The sequence below is a fragment of the Acidobacteriota bacterium genome (assembly GCA_016196035.1).
GTDB lineage: Bacteria > Acidobacteriota > Blastocatellia > RBC074 > RBC074 > JACPYM01.
This window is the reverse complement of sequence record JACPYM010000053.1, coordinates 31,485-53,125: the sequence shown is the minus strand read 5'-3', so window position 1 is coordinate 53,125 and position 21,641 is coordinate 31,485. Positions and strand designations below refer to the sequence as shown.

Below are 21,641 nucleotides of genomic sequence, written 5' to 3'. Positions count from 1 at the left end.
TCGTTGCTGACTAGCCACAGGCTGTTTGTTTCAGCTACCAGCACATTGCACGAGCGGAGGGCGGATGGGCCTTACTTGTCTTTGCTAGGTGATGTGATATAAAACCAAAACTATGGTGAGAAGACGTTTTTTGATTACGGGCGGGGCCGGGTTCATTGGGAGTAATCTGGTTGACCGGTTGCTGGCGTTGAATCCGGCGCGCTTGGTGGTGCTTGATAATTTTGACGATTTTTATAGCACCAGCGTCAAGCGCGCCAATATCGCCGACCATTTGCGCCAGCGTAACTACCGCCTGATCGAAACCGACATCCGCAATTACAACGAGCTGAAACAGGTCTTTGCCGACGAAGTCTTCGATACGATCATCCATCTGGCAGCCAAAGCGGGCGTGCGCCCCTCGCTGGCCGATCCGCGCGGCTATCACGAAGTCAATGTGACGGGCACGCTCAATCTGCTGGAACTCGCTCAGCGCAACGACATCAAAAAATTCGTTTTCGGCTCATCTAGCTCAGTCTACGGCGCCAAGGCCGTCGCCCCGTTTCGCGAAGACGCGCCGCTGCTGCCGATTTCACCTTATGCCGCGACCAAAGCCAGTGGCGAGTTGCTGGCGCACACGTACAGCCATCTGTATGGGATGAACATTACCTGCCTGCGCTTTTTTACGGTGTATGGCCCGCGCCAGCGGCCCGATCTGGCGATTCATAAATTCGCGCGTTTGATCGCCAGCGGGCAGCCCGTGCCGGTCTTTGGTGATGGCAGCGCCGAGCGTGACTTCACCTATATTGACGATATTCTCAATGGCATTGCGGCGGCGGCGGAATATGACGCCACGCCCTTCGAGGTGATCAATCTCGGCGCCTCACAGACCGTCACGGTCAAACAAATGATCGAGGGGTTGGAAGAAGCCTTGGGACAAAAGGCCACGCTGGATTACCAGCCGCCCCAACCCGGCGATGTGCCGCGCACGCACGCCGATGTGAGCAAGGCCCGACAACTATTAAATTATCAGCCAACCACTCCCTTCGCGGTTGGCATCAGACGCTTCGCCGAATGGTTCGAACGCGGCGCAAAGTTTTAAGCAGTTCCAAAAGCCAGCAGTAACAAAATCAGGCCCTCCCGCGTTGCCGCTCCGGATCAGTATTAATGAGAAATTGTTTGACCGTAGTGCATTCGGCACATAGAATTCGCTCCGCATCAGCAAAGCTCCTCACGTGATCGTCAGTCACTTATTGATATTCGGCAGCAGCTTTACTGGTGCAAAGCGCAGACGTGGCGTTCAATCTGTCTTTGATTGAAACCTGATCCGGCCCCGGGTTGAGCGGCTTTTCGAGCAAGCTGCCACGTTGCCCCCCTAATTCCTTTCTCTTTCCGTCTCTTCAAACGACCCCTTGAGAGACATCCCAATTGCCGCCCCGGCATCATCACGAGGTTTGACACGGCTGTGCGCGGTTTCCCCGGTTGACGCCAAGCCAAATTGGCCCAGGCTGAACTCAGACATTTGCCGCACGCCGCGCGCGCTTACTTGCTTTCGCCGCATCGAAGCACTTCCTCTTGGAGTCACGTATGAAGAACTCTCCGCGAACCGCTCCCTTGCACACACACACACATCGCTTTTCTCAACTTTGGCGTCAGCGCCGCGCCTTGGCTGGCCGGATCAACAACCAGCGGGCGCTGGTTTGGCTGCTGTGTTTCGGGATGTTGCTGAGCCTATTGGGGGTCGCCGTCTGGCGCAGCGCACAGGCACAAGCTTCGTTTTTCAATATCAATACTGTTGTAGGCAGCAGCGGCGGTACAGGCTTGATCGCCGAGTTACGCAATGCGCGCGGCGTAGCGGCGGTGGGAACGTTTTTTTATGTCGCCGATAGCGGCAATCACGTGGTGCGCCGCTTTAATACAGCCGACAACAGCGCGACGATCGTGGCCGGCCGGTTGGGGATTGCCTCGACTTCTGCCGTTGACGCCAATGGCGATGGTGGCCTTGCCACGAATGCCACCATGAAAGAGCCGTATGACTTGATCGTAGATCAGTCCGGCAATCTGTTTATCTCTGACACAGGCAATCACCGCATCCGCAAATTGGATACCGCAACGGGCCTGATCAGCACGGTGGTTGGCAATGGCTCGGTCGGCGCGAGTGATGGCTTGGTGTCAGGGCCGGTCTTGAGCGAGCCGCGCGGTTTGTTTCTGACCGGTGACACGCTGTATATCGCCGATTCAGGCAGTAACCGCATCATGACGGTTGAAAGCTTATCGGCCCTCAGCCCCAATTCTGCGATTATCGGCATTGCTGGCAATGGTTTTTCAGGCGCCGACGGTGATGGCGGTCCGGCAGCACAGGCGACTTTGAGCAATCCGCGCGATGTCGTGGTCAGCGGCGATACGGTTTATATCGCGGATGCCGGCAATCATAAGATTCGCCGGATTACCAAAAATGGGCAGAACGTGCGTGTGATTGAGACCTACGTTGGTACTGGCACTCCTGGGGCGAGCGGCGATAACACCCCGCGGCTCAGCGTTTCACTCAATACCCCTTTGGGCATAGCACTCGACAATCTGGGCAAACTCTACATTACCGATAGCGGCAATAATCGTATCAAGGTGGTGGACCTGGATGGATTGGTCACGAACGCCGCAGGGAATGGGCAACAAGGCTTTAGCGGCGACGGCAGTCCGGCGACGGCGTTATCAATCAATGCGCCGAGTTGCATTGTCTTTCTCAGCGCAGCCAATGGACTGGTTTTTGTGGATACGGGAAATCGCCGGTTGCGCCGGTTCGTTGGCACGACGCTCAGTTCCATCGTCAGCGATGGTTCGGGCGGCTTCAGTGGCGATGGCGCGGCGGCCAATCTGGCGAAATTGGATGGGCCGGGCGGCATCGTGGTGGATGCGCAAGGCAACTGGTATATCGCCGACACCAATAACCATGTCATTCGCCGGGTCAATGCCGCTGACGGCAAGATCGAAACCATTGCGGGTTTGCCCGGCATGGCTTCGGCTGATCCGACAGGCGTGAACGGTGATACTGGCGACGCCAAACTGGCGACCTTGCGCTCTCCGTCAGCCATTGCAATTGATCTGGCCGGCGATTTACTGATCGCCGATACAGGGAACCGGCGCATCCGCAAATGGACGCGCAATACCGGGAAGATCACAACAGTAGCTGGCGTGGTGGGTAATGCCGCTGTCAGCATCATTGGTTCCCTGACGCAGCCGACCGGCATCGCGGTGGACAGTTTGAACAATATGTACATCGCCGATCCGGGCCAACACGTCGTGATCGGGCAAAATGGCGGCGGGACGCAGCAAAATTTTATCGCGGGCAAAGCCAATACCTCGGGTTTTGGCGGAGATGGCGGGTTGGCGATCAATGCGCGCCTGAATCGTCCGACCGGCGTCGCGGTTTATGGGAATCTGCTGTATATCGCAGACACCAACAACCATCGCATTCGCCGTTGCGAACGCATCAATGACATCTGGCAAATTTCCAGCACCGTGCCGAAAAGCGCGGGCGTAATCCAGATCATTCCGCGCCCCGGGTTTGAAGGCGATGGCGGTTTGGCCGATTTTGCGCGGCTCAATTCGCCCTCGGCTGTAACGGTGGATTCCACAGGGAATCTCTACATTGTGGATCGTGGCAATAATCGCATCCGCCGTGTGGACGCCGATACGCGCATCATTGACACGGTGGCGGGCAATGGCGACATCGGGTTCAGCGGCGATGGCGGCCCGGCCATCGGGGCGGCGCTGGGGTTGCCGCTGGGCTTGACGGTGATTCCCAACAGCAGCCCCGTGCAATTGCTGCTTGCCGATACGGGCAACAATCGCATTCGCAAAACCAGTTCGCCGCCCAACGTTGATCCAGTGCTGACCAGCCCCGGCGACAAGACTGTCAATGAAGGCAGCGCGCTGCAATTCACGGTTTCTGCCAGTGACAGCAATGCGGGTCAGACGCTGACATACAGTATGACCAGTTCACCCGTGTTACCAGCGAATGCTGAATTGAATGCCACCACCGGCGCGTTCAGTTGGACGCCCGGTTTCGATGTCGTGCCGAATCAGCCGAACGCGAAGGTTGATTTCAATGTGACCTTCACCGTGACGGACAACGGCACACCGCCAGGGAGCAATAGCAAGACCGTCAAAATCACCGTCAACAACGTCAACGGCAAACCCGTCGTGGATTCGGGCAACATTCCCGCCACCGTCGAAGCCACTGGCCCGAATGGCGCGCTGGTGCAATTGACGGCGACGGCCACCGATCCCGACGGCGACACGATGACTTTTGTTTGGACGGACGCGCGGCCCAATCTGCCCGCCGCGACCATCGGGACGGCGCTTTCCATCAGCCCGACGCTGGCGCTGGGTCAGCATTCGCTGCTTTTTACCGCGACCGATTCGGCTACCAATTCCGCCACCACCACGGCCAAACCCTTAGCCGTCGTTGATACCACACCGCCCAGCTTTGCCAGCCAACCGGCGGACATCACCGACACGATTACATCGGGCAACGGCAAAGTGATTACGTTCACGCTGCCGACGGCGACCGATTTGGTTTCGGGTGTGCGCCCGGTCACGGCGGCGCCGCCCTCCGGCACGACGTTCCCGACGGGCGTGACGACCGTGACGCTGACGACCAGCGACATCGCGGGCAATACGCGCACGGCGACGTTCAAGGTCACGATCACTTGCACGGGGACGAATTGTTCGGGCACGGGCGGCGGTGATCCGAACGCCACCAATTACAACATCTCCGCGCTGGCCGGGAATGGCAGCTATGGCAGCACGGGCGACGGCGGCAGCGCGGCGACGGGGTTGCTGCGCGAACCGCGCGGCGTCGCCGTGGATGCGACCGGCAATGTTTATATCGCCGACCATGAAGCCCACGCCATCCGCCGCGTCAATATCTCAGGCAACATCAGTCTGTTCGCGGGTACCGGCGTCAAAGGCTTTGCCGGCGACAACGGGGTAGCCGCGCAAGCCCGTTTTAACGGCCCAACTGGCTTGGCCGTAGACACGACACGCAACATCCTGTATGTCGCCGACACCGGCAATCACCGCATCCGCCGCATTGATCTGGCGACGAACACGATCACCACCTTTGCGGGCACCGGTCTCGCCGGCATGAACGCCGACGGAGCGGCCACCAGCACGCAACTCAACTATCCCGGCGCAGTCGCCGTGGATGGTGCGGGCCTCGTTTATATTGCCGACACCAACAATCACCGCCTCGTGCGCGTGAGCGGCGGTAACGCGACGACCTTCGCGGGCAACGGTCAACCCGGCAACAGCGGCGACAGTGGCGCACCGGCAGCCGCCAAGCTCAATACGCCGACCGGCGTCGCGGTGACCACGGATGGCGCGGCAGTCTTTGTCGTGGATCGCGGCAACAATCGTGTGCGCCGCGTGAGCGGAAATGTCATTGCCAACTTCGCCGGTGTGGGCACGGCCACCTCGGGCGGCGATGGCGCGGCGGCCACGGCGGCGGGGTTGAATGCGCCAACCGATGTCGTGGTGGATGGCGCGGGCACGGTCTTCATTACCGAAACGGATGGCGAACGCATTCGCCGCGTCGGCACCGATGGCAAGATCAGCACCATCGCGGGCACGGGCAATCCGGGCAACAGCGGCGACGATGGCCCGGCCATCAGCGCGCTGCTCAATACGCCGACCGCATTGGCGCGCAACGCTTCAACGGGCGTTTTGTTCTTCTGCGACACCGGCAATCTGCGCGTGCGGCGTTTGATTCCCGCCGGGGCGACGAATCGTCCGCCCGTGCCTGACAATGTCGCTAGTGCGACACTCAGTAAATCGCAACAACTCAACGTCGCCTTGTCTGCGACGGATGCCGACAACGATACGGTGACGTTCACGCTGGTGCCTGCGTTATCCTTTGTGACGGTCACCAATGCCAACGCGGCGGCGCGCACGGCGACGCTCTTCATCAATCCGGCGGGGAGCAACGCCGGTGTCTATACCGTGCGTGTGCAGGCCACCGACAGCAAAGGCGCGACGGGCCAGACGCCGGAATTCACCATTACCATTACCGACCCGAATAACAACCCGCCAGTGGCTGTGATGAATACGTTATCGGCGACCTACTTTGCGCCCAATGGCTCGCCGACGGCGGCAGTCGCGTTGAATGGCACGGGTTCGTCCGATCCGGACGGTGACCCCATCACTTACGCCTGGTTTGATGGCGCGACGCAGATTGCGGCTGGACAAACCGTGACGGCGCAACTGGCGCCGGGGCAACACGCCATCCGGCTCTTCGTCACTGACAACAAAGGCGCGAGCGCTTCGACCGCCGTGCAAAACATCACGGTGCAGGCCGTCACCCAAGGCAATCGCGCGCCGGTAGCACGGATCAAGAACTTGCCCGCGCAAATCTTTGCTGGCAACGGCACCGACGCGCCTGTCCTGTTGGATGGTTCCGACTCGACCGATCCCGACGGAGATCAACTGGCTTACAAGTGGTTCAGAGGAACGACTGAGATCGCCAGTGGCGTGCAGGCGACCGTCACCTTGCCGCTGGGCACGCACCAAATCAAACTGGTCGTAACCGATAACGCCGCTTTCCCGGCTTCCGGCGAGGTGGTGCAGGAGGTCGTGGTGTCGGCGACGCCGCCTGATATGGACATCACCAGCGTCTCGCCCAATGTCGGCAAACAGGGCAGAACCGTGACCATGACGGTGAACGGCAGAGGCTTTAACAATACGTCATACGTGACGATCAACAAGGGCGGCATCACGGTGACGACGACGTTTGTTTCAAGCACGCAATTGGTTGCCCGACTGGTCATCACCAGTAACGCCTTGTTGGGGGCGCGTTCCATCACGGTCACCAATCCGGGCGGTGGTTCCGCCACGCTGGCCAGCGCGTTTACCGTACAACAGCCCTGACCACCTGTCGTTGGGCCGAAACAGGGCGAGCGATGCGTGACAGTAACGTTGCGCAGCGCTCGCATTTTTTAAGTAGCCACATCTTTCAAAAATACAAAACCTGCGGTTGACCTTCGTGATACTTCAACACTTGCGCAACGTTGATTGCCCTCGGTGTTTCAAGCTGAACGTTGCCCTTTAGCTCGGATTGCAGAGCGGTGTACGAGAAAAAGCGCGCTCCGGGGCAGTACCGCGCGCGTCAGCAAGCGGTGGGTCAACGCTGGCGCAATACGGCACACCCTGAGTCTCCGCTTGCTGACGCGCGGTACTGCCCCGGAGCGCGCCGCCCGTACATTCAATTGCAAACTGATCTAGTAATCTCACAGACGCGCCCGACAACTGCCGCCGGGCGGAACCACAGCAAGTGGACAGATGGAAAACGGCAAAGGGCGCACGGCGGTGATTGATTTACTTCGATCTTACACACTGCACACAGAGACAGGCTGCGCTATGGCGGGTTGCCGGAGTTATTTGGTGATCAACGGTGTGGCAGCCTAGTTTGCTTTTTCGGCTTTGGCCGTAAGGTTGTAGCGTTCGCGGGCGCTGAAATAGAAATGTTTGAAGTACCCGAACATTGACCAGCACGACGAAATCACCACCAGCCACAACAACCCGCGTCCTAGCCCGTACATCATCATCTGAAAGTCGCGCAACGTGAACGCGCCCGCGCCGCGCAAATGTGCGAGCGCGGTGTGCATCTCTGGCACCTCCCAAAATTGCAGCACCGGGAAGGCCAGCGTTTGCGTCGGCGGCCCGCCATTGACCGAAGAAAAAATCAGCAGCGACACCGTCACGACTTGCGAAAACATTTTGATCTTGCCCGCGCGCGACGCCGGAATAACAAAGCCTTCGGTCGCCGCGACCGAACGCAAGCCCGTCACGGCGAATTCGCGGCCCAAAATAATCACCACCGCCCAGGCCGGCGCGAGCCGGTTTTCAACCAGCGAAATAAAGGCCGAAGAGATCAACAGCTTGTCTGCAATCGGATCGAGCAGCGTGCCGAGCTTTGATACCTGCCCGCGCCGCCGCGCCAGCCAACCATCCAGCGCATCGGTAATCGCCGCCGTCAAAAACAACGCCAGCCCCGCGATGTGCTGCGGCAAGCCGACGTAATCTTCCGAAAAGCGCGTCAGCAGCACGACGACCAAAATCGGCACGAGGAAGATGCGCAGGAGTGTGAGCAGATTGGGCAGGTTCATAAGCAAGTGATAGTTGACAGTTGATAGTTGCCTATCTAGCCAAACTATCAACTATCAACTATCAACTATCAACTATCCCCTGAATTGATTGGTCAGCGGCATCCGGCGGTCGCGTCCGAAAGCGCGCGTGGTGATGCGCACGCCGGGGGCGGCTTGGCGGCGTTTGTATTCGTTGATGTCCACCATGCGTGCAATCCGGCGCACGAGTTCGGCGTCGAAGCCGTCGGCGATGATGGCGTCCAGACTCAAGTCCTGTTCGACATAACGTTCCAGAATCGCGTCGAGCACGTCGTAAGGGGGCAGGGAATCGGTGTCCTTCTGGTCTTCGCGCAACTCGGCGGAGGGCGGGCGCGTGATGATGTAATCAGGGATCACTTCGCTGTTGCGATTCAGCCAGCGGCAAATGTCATACACTAGCGTCTTCGGCACGTCTTTGATGACCGCGAAGCCCCCGCACATATCGCCATACAGCGTGCAATAGCCGACGCTCATCTCGCTCTTGTTGCCGGTCGAAAGCACCAGCGCGCCGAACTTGTTCGACAGCGCCATCAGAATGTTGCCGCGAATGCGCGCCTGAATGTTCTCTTCGGCCACACCCAGCGGCGTCCCGGCAAAGACGGGCGCGAGCATTTCCAGATACTGTTTGAAGGTCTCTTCAATCGCGACAACGTGATAATGGCAACTCAGATTTTTGGCGAGCAATTCGGCATCGCGCCCGCTCTCGCTGGAGGAATAACGCGTTGGCATGAACACGCAGGTCACATTCTCTGCGCCCAGCGCGTCTACCGCTACGCAGGCAACCAGCGCTGAATCCACGCCGCCCGACAAACCGATGACGGCGGATTTGAAACCGTTCTTGCGCACGTAATCGCGCGTGCCCAACACCAGCGCCCGGTAAACCTCGGCGACCTTTTCGAGCGGTTCGGCCAACACAGGTTTGGCCTTATCCGTTTTTGCGGTGACGACTGTCTCGCGCAAAACGATCTGTTCAATGGGCGGACTGAGCAACCGCTCCTGCCGCCGTCGCGGATCGTGCAATCGTTCGTTAAAGACGCGCTCGGCATTCAGGTCAACGATGATGAAGTCCTCTTCAAACGTTTTGCCGCGCGCCAGCAATTCGCCGCGTTCGTCTAGCACCAGGCTTTGCCCGTCAAAGACCAACTCGTCCTGCCCGCCGACCAGATTGACGTAAGCCAGCGCGACGGCATTGTCTTCGGCCCGCGTCGCCATCATCCGTTCGCGCGCGTGCCCCTTGCCCGCGTGATAGGGCGAAGCCGAGATATTGATGATCAATTGCGCCCCGGCCAGCGCCTGCTCTTGCGTCGGCCCGCCCGGATACCAAATGTCCTCGCAGATATTCACACCGATGGTTACGTCGCCCAGCTTGAAGACCGGCGCACTTTGCCCCGCGTCGAAATAACGAAACTCATCGAAGACGGCGTAATTGGGCAGATACTGTTTGTGATACACGCCCTTGAGTGCGCCATCGCAAATGATGGCGGCGGCGTTGTGTATGTCAGCGGTCTTGTCTACGAAACCTGCAATCGTGACGATGCCGTGCGAAGCCGCGATGACTTCATCCAGCGCGCGCAAATTGGCCGCGCTGAATTGTGGCTTGAGCAGCAAGTCTTCGGGCGGATAGCCGGGAATGCACAACTCTGGGAAGGCCACGATGTCGGCTCCGGCGGCGCGGGCGCGTTCGATGTGCGCGATGATGTGGGCGGTGTTGGCGGTGAAAGCGCCGACAGTGGGATTGATTTGGGCGAGTGCGAGACGGATGGTGCTCATATCAAAGTCTCAGTGCTTGCTTGGCGCCGCATTTCGCAACCAGGCTTCAACTTCTGTTTGAATAGTTTGTGTCAACTCAGGCAAAGGGACGGCAAGCAACGCTAAGCGCCGCCAATCGAGGAAGTTGGAATACGAATGGCGATAGAGATGACGAAAGGCCAGATACTCGCGCAGCCGCTTGCCGGTTTCCGCCGTGAGGAGCGCCGCGCGCTTGTCAGTCGCTTGCGACATCTGATCCAGCAAGCCCTGATGCCAGCGTTCGCCGCTGAGCGGTTGCTGATCTATGCGTTTGGCGACCAGTCGAAAAATGTTTTCCAGACCGGTGTAGAAGGAGTGTAAAACCGAAGCCAGAGCCGTGGTTTCAATCAACGTCGGTTCGCTCGCAGACGTTTGTGCGAAGCGCGCCAGCAGATCTTGATAGGACGCTAGTAGGCGTTCAAGCTGAGTTAATTCAAAACGGATTTGTGCGGCAACTTGCTCATCCAACACGTTTCAGCACTCCATGCTGCAAGAGGAATTGCGCAAAGGGGTCAGGCGCGTCGAGGTCTATCAGGTCAACGGAGTGGTGCAACTCAAACATCAGCTCACCAAACAGAGGGAAGAACTCGCCGGTCGGACAACCCCGCACCGCTAAGTCAATGTCGGAATGTTCGTGGGCGCGGCCTTCCGCCAGTGAGCCGAACAGGAAGACTTCGCTGCAACCGCCGCTTTTCAAGATTTCGACAGCGTGCTGAATGTCTTGTTCAAATGGTTTTGCCGCGAGTGGTAACGTTACTTCCATGTACTTCAATCCGTCACTTCCACCGTATCAATAATCCCCACAATCGCCGCATCCACCGGCCTATCTTTTAATCCATCCGCCAACCGCGCGCTGCTGCCCGATACGACCAGCACCTTTTCGCGGAAGCCCGCGCCAACCGTGTCAATGGCGACCAGATAGCTGTTCTCATCCTCGCCCGTCAGCGTCAATGGACGCACGAGCAGGAGTTTCTTGCCTTCCAGCCGCGCATCTTTGCGTGTGGCGACGACGGTGCCGATGATGCGTCCAATAATCATAGAACTCCAGGTTCTGAGTTCTAAGTTCTAAGTTCTGGGTTCTACGTTAGTTGGCGCTAGAATCGGGAACGTAGAACCCAGAACTTAGAACCCAGAACTTAGAACTATTTCTTGCGTGAGGCGATGGCGACCGGCAGGGCTTCGTCTACGGACGAATGCGGGCGCGGGATGACGTGGACGCTGACCAGTTCGCCGACGCGACGGGCCGCAGCGGTGCCGGCGTCGGTGGCGGCTTTGACGGCGGCGACATCGCCGCGCACGATGGCGGTGACGAAGCCGCCGCCGATCTTTTCGTAGCCGACCAGTGTGACGTTGGCCGCTTTGACCATCGCGTCAGAGGCTTCGATCATGGCGACCAAGCCTTTGGTCTCGATCATTCCGAGTGCTTCCATTTTAATAAGTGCTCCTTTCAGATTGCCGTTGCAGCAGTTGTGCTGAAGCGGTTAGCAATTCGATTAACTCCGTGCGCGTCAAGGTGACCGTTTCGCCCTCTCCCTGGCTGACAGCCGCGCTAGTTCCTATTCCGCAAGCTTGTCCCGTGCGCGCCTCAAAGGGCAGCGCGCCATTGCGTTCGCGGATTTCAAACAGCTTCGGAATCGCGCGGTCAGGGATGACGTTCTCGTTGCCCAGCGTGCGCGCAATGAAGCTGATCTTGCAGGTGTGTTCCAGCGTTTCGAGTTTGTTGAACGCCTGCTCCAGCGTCGTGGCATAGGCCACCGCGCCGTGATTCGCCATCAACAACGCATCGTGGAATTCCAGATACGGCTCAATTGCATCGGTCAATTCGCGCGTCGAAGGCGTGCCATAAGTCGCCAGCGGCACGCAACCCAGCGTCAAGACGACCTCAGACAAGATTGCTTTGCTGAGTGACAGACCCGCGACGGCGAAGCCGGTGGCGTGTGGCGGATGGGCGTGGCAGACAGCGTGAATGTCCGGGCGCTGCTCATAAATAATGCGGTGCATCGGCCACTCAGACGAGACTTGGTATTCCGATGTTTCAAGTGAGTTGCCTGCCAAATCCACTACGCACATCATCTCCGGTTTCATCCAGCCCTTGCTGACGCCAGAGGGCGTGGCAATCAGCCGGTTTTCGCCGACGCGCACACTGATGTTGCCGTCGCCCGCGACCAGCAAGCCGCGGTCGTAACAGCGCGTGGCAATCTCGACGATGTGTTCTTTAACTTTCTGCTCGTCAATCATGAGTTCAATGTGCGTTAGGCCGACTTTCCGCTTTCCAGCGGTTCAACCCGAAATAGATCGAGGTGATTGACCGTTATCGCTTCATTGCTGGGGTGCGCCAGGAAATAAGAAAGGCTTTCCAGCGACACCGATAAATCCACGTTTTTGACCTTTACGCCCGCTTTCGGATTCAACACGACGGGTGCGAAGTTGAGCACAGCCTTGATGCCTGCTGCCGTGACGCGGTCTAGAACCTGCTGCGCGGCTGGCGCGGGGACGGCAATGATCACAATGTCAATTTCTTCGCGTTCGATGATCCCAGCCAATTGCTCGGTCGAATGAATCGGCAAGTCGCTGGGTGTTTGCGTGCCCACTTTTTGCGGATCATCGTCAAAGAGCGCAACGATGCAAAAGGTGTCGCGCTTGAAGCCTTGATAATTGGCCAGCGCCAAGCCCAGATTGCCTGCGCCCACGAGGGCGATGCGGCGCTTCTCATTCAAACCGAGAATTTCCAGCAGGTGACGGCGCAACTCTTTGACAAAATAACCTACGCCGCGTACTCCGAACTCGCCAAAGTACGCCAGGTCTTTGCGAATCTGCGCCGAATTCAAATTGAATTGTTTGGCCAGCGCTTGCGACGAGATGGTCGCAATGCCCGCCGTTTCCAATTCATTCAAGCAGCGCAAATACACCGAGAGGCGATTGGTGGTGAGTTCCGAAATCTTCTCTGTCTTCATTTCTAGCGCGCTGGTCAATGCGATGAAAGTGCAAAAAACACACGGGGAAAAGCCTTTAGCAATCGAGAAGTCACGATAGCGCAGCCTCTGCAAAACTGTCAACGCAGCGTTTTGGAGGGCAAATTGACAGGCTTTAGCCGCGCTACGTAAACTGCAAGACCAGTTGGCAGTTGGCGGTTGGCAGACAGCACTTCAAGGTTCGGTGAAACTGCCAACAGCCAATTGCCAACTGCCAACTCATAAGGAGCCACCGTTGATCGCACACATCGCAGGCAAACTAATCCAAAAACAACCTAACTCCGTCATCGTTGACGTGGGCGGCGTCGGTTACGAACTGACCGTCCCGCTCTCGACCTTTTATGACTTGGGCGAAATCGGCGCGGATGTCTCGCTGCGCGCATACACCTATGTGCGCGAAGACGCCTTGCAACTCTTTGGCTTTCGCACCGACCGCGAGAAACAGTTGTTCCTGCTGCTGACCAGCGTCAGCGGCGTCGGCCCCAAATTGGCGATCACCCTGCTGTCGGGAATGAACGCTGATGATCTGATCCGCGCGGTGCGTGATAACAATCTGGCGCGGCTCACCAACATCCCCGGTGTCGGCAAGAAAACCGCCGAACGCCTGGTCGTCGAGTTGCGCGATAAGGTGGCGAAACTGAGCGTGGCGGCGCAGGCCGAACCGGTGCAGTCGGATTACATGGCGGTGGCCAATGCGCTCAGCGACGACATCGTTTCGGCGCTGGTGAATTTGGGGTATCAGAAAGCGGCGGCGGAAAAAGCGGTGGGAAATGTGTTCAAAGAGAATGCGGACGCGAGCTTTGAGACGGCGTTGAAATTGGCGTTGCGTGCATTGGCGCGCTGATTATCTGGGTACGCAGCGCTTCCAGCGTGCGGGCGTGGCATCAGGCCGATGAATGCCGAAGGGTTCTCTTTCAGCGTCAGTCAATCTGACGCCACGCCCGCACGCTGGAAGCGCTGCGTACCCAGGGACAAACGGATTTTTTATGGCAAGCAAGAAACAAACGCCTGAGCAAGCGGCGGCCAGATTGGTCGGCAGCAATTCAATGGATGACGAACAGCAAATCGAACTCTCGCTGCGCCCCCAATTCCTGCGCGAATACATCGGCCAGAAAAAAGTCAAAGACAACCTGAACATCTTCATCAAAGCCGCCCGCGCCCGTGGCGAGGCGCTCGATCACGTGCTGCTCAACGGCCCGCCGGGTTTGGGTAAAACGACATTGGCGGCGATTTGCGCGCGCGAGATGGGCGCGCAGATGAAAGTGACCGCCGGGCCGGTGATCGAAAAAGCCGGTGATCTGGCGGCGCTGCTGATGAATATCGGCGAAGGCGATGTGCTGTTTATTGACGAGATTCACCGCCTGCATCCGGCTATCGAAGAGATTCTCTATCCGGCGATGGAGGATTTCGAGTTGGACATCATCATCGGGCAGGGGCCGTCGGCGCGTTCGGTCAAGCTGGATTTGCCGCGCTTCACGCTGGTGGGCGCAACGACGCGGCCAGGGATGCTTTCGGGGCCGTTGCGCGGGCGTTTCGGCATCAACTTCCATCTCGATTTTTATCCGGTCGAAGACCTGCAAATCATCGTCGAGCGTTCGGCGGCAATCTTGAACGCGCAACTGGAAGAAGCAGGCGCGCAGGCCCTCGCGCAACGTTCGCGCGGGACGCCGCGCATCGCCAATCGTCTGTTGCGCCGCGTGCGCGACTTTGCCGAAGTCGAAGGCGACGGGCGCATCACGGCGGAAATCGCCACCGACGCGCTGAATCGGATGGAAGTGGATCGCTACGGCCTGGACGAAATTGATCGCAAGCTGTTGCTGACGATTATCGAAAAATTCAACGGCGGCCCGGTCGGCGTCGGCACCATCTCGGCGGCGATTAACGAAGAGAAAGATGCGATTGAAGAGATTTATGAGCCGTACCTGATTCAAATCGGCTTCCTCAATCGCACGCCGCGCGGGCGCATGGCGACGCCGGCGGCTTACAACCATTTCGGTATCGGCTGGCAACCGAAGAGCGAGCGCGACCAGCAGGGGCTGTTTCAATGAGGTAGCTTCAAAACGGAGGCAATGATGCGAAATACAAAATGGCTTATTTATGCGTTACCGCTTGCCCTGTGTCTGTTTGCGGTGGCACAAGCGCAAAGCATATTGGTGGAAGACGTTGAACTCAGAGGTTATCGTTCAATCACAGCAGAAGAACTACGCAAACACATCAAAACCACGCCGGGCGAGAAATATGATGAGGCGCAAGTTAAACGCGACTTCCAGCAGATATTGGCGCTTGGGATATTCGATAGAGCAAAAAGCAAGTTCGTTATTGAGGAGGGGCCACGAGGCGGCATGGTGGTTATCTTCGACCTAAAGGAGCGCCCCAAACGACAGTAAATAGGATGCTCATCTCTGAATTCAATTTTGACCTGCCCGATGAATTGATCGCGCAAGAACCGCTGGCGCAACGTGACCGTTCGCGCATGCTCATCGTTCAGCGCGCGGCGCAAAGCTTCCGCGACAGCGCCTTTGCCGAATTGCCGACGCTGCTCAACGCGGGCGATGTCGTCGTGCTCAACAACACGCGCGTCTTTCCGGCGCGGTTGCGCGGGCAGCGCGTGTTGCCGATGGGCGAACGTGGAGCCCAGGTCGAAGCCTTGTTGTCACGGTTGCTCGACGCCGCCACCAACGAATGGGAAGTCATCGCACGTCCGGGCCGGGCCTTAAAAGTGGGCGCGCAAGTGGAATTCGGCGAGGGGCGGTTACGCGGCGAAGTGACCGGCCTGTTGGAAGACGGCAAGCGCCACATCCGCTTCACCTGCGACGGCGATTTCAATCAGGTGGTGGATGCAATCGGCAATACGCCGCTGCCGCCTTACATCAAACGCGACACTGCCGAACGGCTGGATGAGCCGCGTTATCAAACGGTCTTTGCCAAACAGCGCGGGGCGATTGCCGCGCCGACGGCGGGGTTGCATTTCACGCCGCGCGTGCTGGATGAATTGAAAGCGCGCGGCGTGCAGATCGTTGAGATTACCCATCACGTTGGCTATGCGACCTTTCAACCCGTGCGGGTCGAACGGGTCGAAGAGCATCGCATCGAGGCTGAGCATTACGAAATCAGCGCAGATGCGGCGCAAACGATCAATACGGCAAAAGCCGCTGGCCAGCGCGTGCTGGCTGTCGGCACCACCGCGACGCGCGCGCTCGAAAGCGCCGCCAATGCCGCTGGCATGTTGCGCGCCGAACAACGCGCAACGGAACTTTTTATCTATCCGGGGCATCAATTCAAAAGCGTGGACGCCTTGCTGACAAATTTTCATTTGCCGCAATCTTCGCTGCTTTTGCTCGTTTCAGCATTGGCGGGCCGTGAATTGGTCTTGCGCGCGTACCGCCACGCCGTGGCAGAGCGTTACCGGTTTTATAGTTATGGTGATTGTATGTTGATTGTTTAGTAATCAGTGGTCAGTGGCTAGTTGAAGAGATGACCACTGACCACTGACCACTGATCACTGGTTTATGCAGGTTTTCCAGTACCACCCCATCTATAGACTGCCGTTCAAAGGTGCGTTGCGTCCCATGACGCTGGCTGACCTGAATGAGGTGTGGCAACTTGATTTGCGCTGTTTTTTGAATGGGGAAGCTTATGAGCGGGATACGTTCCGCTTTTTACTGTCCAATCCGCACACCATCGCGCGGCAAATACGCGCGGACGATGGTGAAATGGGAGCCTTCGCTTTGGCCGTAGTCGAAGAAGACGGCAGCGGCCATCTGACCACCATCGGGGTAGCGCCCGAACATCGCCGCCGCGGTTTGGCCCGTATGCTGATGCACGAAGTCGAACGCACCTTTCTCGCCCGCGGGATCATTACCGTTCGACTGGAGGTACGCGTTGACAATCTGGCGGCGCAACAACTGTACGAACATTTGGGTTATGTCGTGGTACAGCGGATGAATCGTTATTATTCAAATGGCGATGACGGCTATTTGATGGTCAAAGCGCTTTATGCCTAAGAGTGGAACCTGTGGGGTTAAGACCCACGCCGATGTGGAAAGTTGCGAAGCCAGCCTAAAATTAACCGATGCGACGCCTGAAGTTTTGCGAAGCAATTTCTGATGATTGCGGGGTTGCGTGTGGAACTTGCACCTGGAACGGCAATTTTGATTTGCCGCGCTTCTTATTTAAGCCATTGAAAATCAACAGATTGAGAGGCGAGATGCCCGCCTCGCCCGGTTGCCTGAGCATCCGTCTCACCTGCTGCCAAAAAGGCGTGAATTGACACTGGGAACGCTAATCTGTTATAAATCTGCCACTTACAATGCATATGGCGTTGCATTGGGGCGTAAAACGGGTTGTGTTCGTGCGGATTACCCCAAAGCTGTTAAGGGTTTCCATTCGGTTAACGGGAAGAACTGAATATGGCAGCAAGCACAAAAAAGGCCAAACCCAAAAACAAAGTCAAAACCAAGGCGAAAGTAGCAAAGGCGGCTCCGATACCCGCCAAAGCTAATTTGCCAAAAGCGGCTAAAGCAAAGCCTGGCAAGAGCTTGCCTGCCAAACCGCTGACCAGGCCGGCAACGGCTTCAAAGGGCGTGACGAAAAAGGCCGCGTCAGCGCCAGTCAGGAAGCCCACCAAAACAATTGCGAAAAAGATCGTTGAAAGCAAAAAGGGGGCGTCCGCGCCTGCGACGAAGCCGGTTCCTGCAAATACCAAGTCAAGCAAAGCTGATAAACCCAGCACGAAGTCTGGCAACGCCGCAACTTTCCGGGCCGAGCCATTGCCTCCGCCGCGTCGGAAAGACCTGAAACCGCAGGCTTTGGCCGCTAAACCAAGCGAAAAGCCGCTGGTTAAGCCGCAGGTCGTTATCAACAAACCCAGGCCAACGCTACGGCAGATTTTGCCGCCACCACCACCACCACCTGCGCCCAAACCGGAAGTCCGCAAACCTGCGGCCCCGGCTGCGTTACGGGCGTTTGAGCAGGCCGTCAAGGTCTTTAATCGGCGCCAGTTTGAAGAGGCCAAAGAACTGTTTGAAACGTTGTTACAGAAATTTCCGCAAGAGGTCGAAATCCTGAGCCGGTCACAGATGTATTTGCAGGTCTGTCATCAGAAATTGACTGCCGCACCCGTTGTGCCGGTGCGCAACGTTTCCGCCGATGAATTGTACGACCGTGGGGTGTACGCCCTGAACGTGGGCGATTTTGCTCAGGCCCGCAATTTCTTTGAAAAGGCTTTGCGGTTAAACCCTAACGAACCGCATTTTCTCTATTCCTTAGCGGCGACCTACGCTCAAACGGGTTCGCACGAACAGGCGCTTGATTACCTGCGCCGTTCGATTCAAATTCAACCGCGGTTTCGTTCACAGGCCTTTGACGACGCAGATTTTTCCGGCTTGCGTGAGAACCGGCACTTTCAGGAATTGCTGGGCCTGACCTCGCCCTTTGACCTGCTCGAAGCGCGCCGCTAAGACTGGCGGAAAAAGGCCTCATCCATTGATGCCTTTAGCTGGATTCCGGCGGTACCGGTACTATCCAGGCGCTAATTCCCAACCCTCCCACCACCAAGGCCAGCACATAAAACACCGTTGCATAAGAACCCGTGCGGGTCACACAGGCTGCCAGCAACAACGGGCCGAGGGCGGAGGCCAGTACCGTCAGCGCTTGCGCCGCGCCTTGAATTTTCCCCAGATGGGCACGTCCGAAAGTGCGGCTCCAGAATGAAAAAAAGATGACGATGACGACGCCACCCGCCGCGCCCATGACCACCGCCCAGGCGGCGACTTGCCCTTGCGTGCGCACCTGCGGCAAGGCCAGCAACGCGCCGGCCAACAAAGCCATTGCGCCTGCCATCAGCCGATTCATCGTCCAACGCTGACTGAGCCAGCCACCCAGAAAGTTGCCCGCCAGCGCGGTCAACGCCGTAATGACCAGCGTGCGGTAATAAGTGGCGGCGTCAAACCCGCGCTCGGCCAGAATGGATTCGTTGAATAGTGCGATGCCCGAAGCCAGCAGCCCGTACACCGAACTGCTTAAGGCAAAGACCCAGAAAGCGGGCGTCAGCAAAGCTTGGCGCAAGGTGTAGCCGGTCAAATCTGCGGCTGTTGGGGCCGTTTGCTTCTCTCCGTCCAACGCAATCCCGCACGCTTCGGGCGTTTGCCGCATCAGCGCCCAACTCAACGGCGCAAGCCCCAGCAAGAGCGCCATCCCCAGGCCAGCCCAAGCCGCGCGCCAGCCGCTGTGCAAAACCGCCGTGCCCGTCAGCGGGAAGGCGACCATAAATCCGATGCTCAGCAGCACCGAATAAAGTCCCATCGCCAGGTTCAGCTTTTTGACAAACCATTGGCCGACGATGGTCAGGCTGATGACCGAAAGCGCACTTTGCCCAAAGCCGCGTGTCAACGTGATCAACACCGCTACCAGCCAGACGCTTTGGGCCGCGCTCAACAGCACAACGACCGCGCCCAACAACAGCGTCACCGTAGTCAGCACGACGCGGCTGCCCAGCCGGTCAATCAGACGGCCTATGCCCACGCAAAACAGCGAACCGATCAGCGTGGCCCAGAGATTGATCTGCGCCCACTGCACGCGGTCAATCCCCAAGTCGCGCATGAGCGGTTCGGTAATCAGCCCCAAGCCTTGCGTGCGGCCCGGCAACGTGCCGACCATCGCGAGCGCGGCGACCAAGAGCGTCACCCAACCGTAGTAAATCGGCACGCGCGCGGGCCAAAGCGCTGGGCGCGGCGCGGTCTCAGCTTGTAATGAGTTCATGCGAATTACTTGATCCGAATCTGAAGTGTGTCGGCGGTTTTTCCATCCACCTGCAACAAGAAATCAACCTCGCCGCGCCCAACCAACTTACCCGGCAGGCGGACGTTCAATTGATCCAATCCGACCAAGCCTTCGACCGCCCCGGCAAAGAGTACGGGCGCGAGTTCACCGCCGACTTGGGCCGCGACCGCCGCCAGCGCAGTGCGGTTGCGGAAGCCGCTGCCAAACGCGATCAGGAAAACCTGTTCATTTGGATTGCTCACGTCAATCGGTGTGGCCACGAATTTGTTTTGCGTTTGATCGAACACGGCGACGGGTTCATAGCTTTGTGCGCCATCAGCTTTGACTCGCAACACTACGGCGGCGGGTACCTCGCGTCCGTTGCTGTTGGCGGCAAAGAGCGCGGGCGCGACCGGTTCAACCGTGATCGTGCCGCTGGCGATGCGTCCGGCGGGATTGCCGATCAACACAGCAGCCGGGCCTGTTTTCGTGCCGGCCGGGATTTGAAAATTGACCTGTCCCGGTGAGACAAAAAACAGCGGCGCTGGGCGTTCGACATTGGCGCTGTCACGGACGACAACGGTCGTGCCTGCCAAATTCAACGGCAACGGTGTCGTCGCCGCCGCTTGCGTCGCAGTCGCCAATTCGTTGCCGAAGCTGGCGACGATGGCTTCGCCGGCGAGCGCGTCGGCGCTGAAGCTGGCGGCGGAAACGGTCGCGGCAGCGCTGCTTGTCAGTAAAGCTTTCACGCTTTCGCGCAAACTGGGCAGCAGCGGATACAACGCATCGCCCGGACATTCGGTCGAGCCTGGCCCATCGCGGTGGCCGGAGATATTGTTGAGTTCCAGTCCCGAAGCCGCATGGCGCGACTTGCTGGTCGGATCAATCCCGCGCTGATCGGCTTTCCAGGCCAGGAGGCGGCGCAGGCTGTTGAGCGCCTGTTCGCTGGGCGTGACATCGGTGAAGGTGCCGATCATCGAAACGCCCAGCGTCCCGGCATTGACGCCGCTGAAATGCGCGCCCAGCACGTTGTCCCCGCCCGCGCGGCCTTCGTAAATCACGCCGTTGGGGTCAACTAAATAGTTATAGCCAATATCCGCCCAGCCATTCGAGAAGATGTGGAAATTCCAGATGCTGCGCATTACGGCGGGCCAGTCGCTATTCGCCACCGTGTTGCCGGTCGCCGTGTGATGCACGATCAGATGCGTGACGGTGGTGTAACTCAATGTGCCGTGCGTCGTGATCTGGCCGTCGGGGCAGCCCCATTCGGTGCGCGTAACGACGGGCGGTTTGGGATATTTGGTCGAAGGTTGCTGGCTCATGACGTTGGTTTGAATTTTGCTTTGAATCTGTTCCCGCATCCCGCGCGGCGTTGCGCCGGGGCTAATGAAGAGGACGCGCAAGCTGCGGATGGGCGCTTTGTCGCTTTCGCTGTGACATTGAATGAAGCGTGTCTGTGCTGGTAACAACGCCAGGCTGCTTGCCTGCTCGCCATTTTCATTCGTCGCATCGGCATCGTGCGCCAGCTTCAACCATTCGCTCCACGTTACGCCATCCGCTGAACTGCGCAGTTTCAAGCGCGTTTGCCCGGCGGCTTGCGGCCAGACGAAGCCGACCGCGAGGAATGGCGCGGCCTGTTCAAGCGGCACGGCGAGCGTGATCAGTCGCTCTTTGCCGCTGGTTGTCACATTGGGTTGCGCGCGGTCAAGCTCAAGTTTGATTTCCAGGTGTCGCACCGTTGGTGCAGTGGTTTGTGCCATCGCTTGCAGCCCACCAGCCGCAATCAAGAGGAGGCATAAAAGAATTGTTGGCAACGTGTTTTTGCTCATCGGATTGAGAGAGGTAAGTTCAGTTATCGAATCGCGTTAGCGCCTGGGTACGCACGCTCCCCGCGTGCAGTCTCGGCGCGAGACCAATTCCTGCCGGAAGGGAAGCGTCTGACGCCGAGACTGCACGTTGGGAAGCG

19 protein-coding genes are annotated in these 21,641 nt (G+C 58.3%); 8 read left to right on the top strand and 11 right to left on the bottom strand.

Translation table 11 applies throughout. From position 1 onward, the window contains the following. The first annotated feature begins 112 nt into the window (after positions 1-112). Positions 113-1,078 carry a GDP-mannose 4,6-dehydratase gene (locus tag HY011_15875; protein ID MBI3424411.1) on the top strand — a complete coding sequence of 322 codons (966 nt, stop codon included), beginning with the start codon at positions 113-115 and terminating at the stop codon, positions 1,076-1,078. Between the two features lie 485 nt (positions 1,079-1,563). After that, positions 1,564-6,900 (top strand): HYR domain-containing protein, encoded by a 5,337-nt coding sequence (locus HY011_15870; GenBank protein ID MBI3424410.1) that lies wholly within the window; start codon positions 1,564-1,566, stop codon positions 6,898-6,900. Between the two features lie 533 nt (positions 6,901-7,433). Here the strand turns inward: HY011_15870 and pgsA are convergent. The 8 genes from pgsA to HY011_15830 form a co-directional block, all read right to left on the bottom strand. Further along, positions 7,434-8,138, bottom strand: a complete 705-nt coding sequence (pgsA, locus tag HY011_15865) for a CDP-diacylglycerol--glycerol-3-phosphate 3-phosphatidyltransferase (GenBank protein MBI3424409.1) — start codon at positions 8,136-8,138, stop codon at positions 7,434-7,436. Positions 8,139-8,210: 72 nt separating this feature from the next. Further along, the gene (locus tag HY011_15860) at positions 8,211-9,926 is read right to left on the bottom strand and encodes an NAD+ synthase (protein MBI3424408.1); all 1,716 of its coding nucleotides are present in this window, start codon (positions 9,924-9,926) and stop codon (positions 8,211-8,213) included. 9 nt (positions 9,927-9,935) lie between these two features. Further along, on the bottom strand, positions 9,936-10,412 hold the full coding sequence (locus HY011_15855) for a hypothetical protein (GenBank protein ID MBI3424407.1): 477 nt from the start codon (positions 10,410-10,412) through the stop codon (positions 9,936-9,938). Continuing rightward, positions 10,405-10,707, bottom strand: a complete 303-nt coding sequence (locus HY011_15850; GenBank protein MBI3424406.1) for a nucleotidyltransferase domain-containing protein — start codon at positions 10,705-10,707, stop codon at positions 10,405-10,407. Before HY011_15850 ends, HY011_15855 begins: the two co-directional genes overlap by 8 nt. 5 nt (positions 10,708-10,712) lie before the next feature. Next, on the bottom strand, positions 10,713-10,982 hold the full coding sequence (locus HY011_15845) for a EutN/CcmL family microcompartment protein (GenBank protein MBI3424405.1): 270 nt from the start codon (positions 10,980-10,982) through the stop codon (positions 10,713-10,715). A gap of 104 nt (positions 10,983-11,086) precedes the next feature. Then, positions 11,087-11,374, bottom strand: a complete 288-nt coding sequence (gene eutM / locus HY011_15840) for an ethanolamine utilization microcompartment protein EutM (protein MBI3424404.1) — start codon at positions 11,372-11,374, stop codon at positions 11,087-11,089. Position 11,375: 1 nt separating this feature from the next. Further along, positions 11,376-12,182, bottom strand: coding sequence for a class II aldolase/adducin family protein (locus HY011_15835; protein MBI3424403.1), 807 nt, complete (start codon positions 12,180-12,182; stop codon positions 11,376-11,378). A 14-nt stretch (positions 12,183-12,196) separates the two neighbouring features. After that, positions 12,197-12,898, bottom strand: a complete 702-nt coding sequence (locus HY011_15830; GenBank protein MBI3424402.1) for a redox-sensing transcriptional repressor Rex — start codon at positions 12,896-12,898, stop codon at positions 12,197-12,199. Positions 12,899-13,151: 253 nt separating this feature from the next. On the opposite strand from HY011_15830, the gene ruvA reads away from it, so the two are divergent. The 5 genes from ruvA (at position 13,152) to HY011_15805 (ending at position 16,920) form a co-directional block, all read left to right on the top strand. Beyond that, complete coding sequence (ruvA, locus tag HY011_15825) at positions 13,152-13,760, top strand: Holliday junction branch migration protein RuvA (GenBank protein ID MBI3424401.1); 609 nt, start codon at positions 13,152-13,154, stop codon at positions 13,758-13,760. Between the two features lie 142 nt (positions 13,761-13,902). Then, positions 13,903-14,964 carry a Holliday junction branch migration DNA helicase RuvB gene (gene ruvB, locus HY011_15820; protein MBI3424400.1) on the top strand — a complete coding sequence of 354 codons (1,062 nt, stop codon included), beginning with the start codon at positions 13,903-13,905 and terminating at the stop codon, positions 14,962-14,964. Positions 14,965-14,985: 21 nt separating this feature from the next. Beyond that, positions 14,986-15,303 carry a hypothetical protein gene (locus tag HY011_15815; GenBank protein MBI3424399.1) on the top strand — a complete coding sequence of 106 codons (318 nt, stop codon included), beginning with the start codon at positions 14,986-14,988 and terminating at the stop codon, positions 15,301-15,303. A 5-nt stretch (positions 15,304-15,308) separates the two neighbouring features. After that, positions 15,309-16,361, top strand: a complete 1,053-nt coding sequence (queA, locus tag HY011_15810; GenBank protein MBI3424398.1) for a tRNA preQ1(34) S-adenosylmethionine ribosyltransferase-isomerase QueA — start codon at positions 15,309-15,311, stop codon at positions 16,359-16,361. Between the two features lie 124 nt (positions 16,362-16,485). Continuing rightward, positions 16,486-16,920, top strand: coding sequence for a GNAT family N-acetyltransferase (locus tag HY011_15805; GenBank protein ID MBI3424397.1), 435 nt, complete (start codon positions 16,486-16,488; stop codon positions 16,918-16,920). A gap of 386 nt (positions 16,921-17,306) precedes the next feature. On the opposite strand, the gene HY011_15800 is transcribed toward HY011_15805, so the two are convergent. Continuing rightward, the gene (locus HY011_15800; GenBank protein ID MBI3424396.1) at positions 17,307-17,780 is read right to left on the bottom strand and encodes a hypothetical protein; all 474 of its coding nucleotides are present in this window, start codon (positions 17,778-17,780) and stop codon (positions 17,307-17,309) included. A gap of 25 nt (positions 17,781-17,805) precedes the next feature. Here HY011_15800 and HY011_15795 point away from each other — a divergent pair, with 25 nt between their 5' ends. Beyond that, on the top strand, positions 17,806-18,375 hold the full coding sequence (locus HY011_15795) for a tetratricopeptide repeat protein (protein ID MBI3424395.1): 570 nt from the start codon (positions 17,806-17,808) through the stop codon (positions 18,373-18,375). A gap of 34 nt (positions 18,376-18,409) precedes the next feature. On the opposite strand, the gene HY011_15790 is transcribed toward HY011_15795, so the two are convergent. Both HY011_15790 and HY011_15785 read right to left on the bottom strand, forming a co-directional pair. Beyond that, positions 18,410-19,675, bottom strand: a complete 1,266-nt coding sequence (locus tag HY011_15790) for an MFS transporter (GenBank protein ID MBI3424394.1) — start codon at positions 19,673-19,675, stop codon at positions 18,410-18,412. A gap of 5 nt (positions 19,676-19,680) precedes the next feature. Further along, complete coding sequence (locus tag HY011_15785; GenBank protein ID MBI3424393.1) at positions 19,681-21,435, bottom strand: N-acetylmuramoyl-L-alanine amidase; 1,755 nt, start codon at positions 21,433-21,435, stop codon at positions 19,681-19,683. Positions 21,436-21,641: the final 206 nt, after the last annotated feature.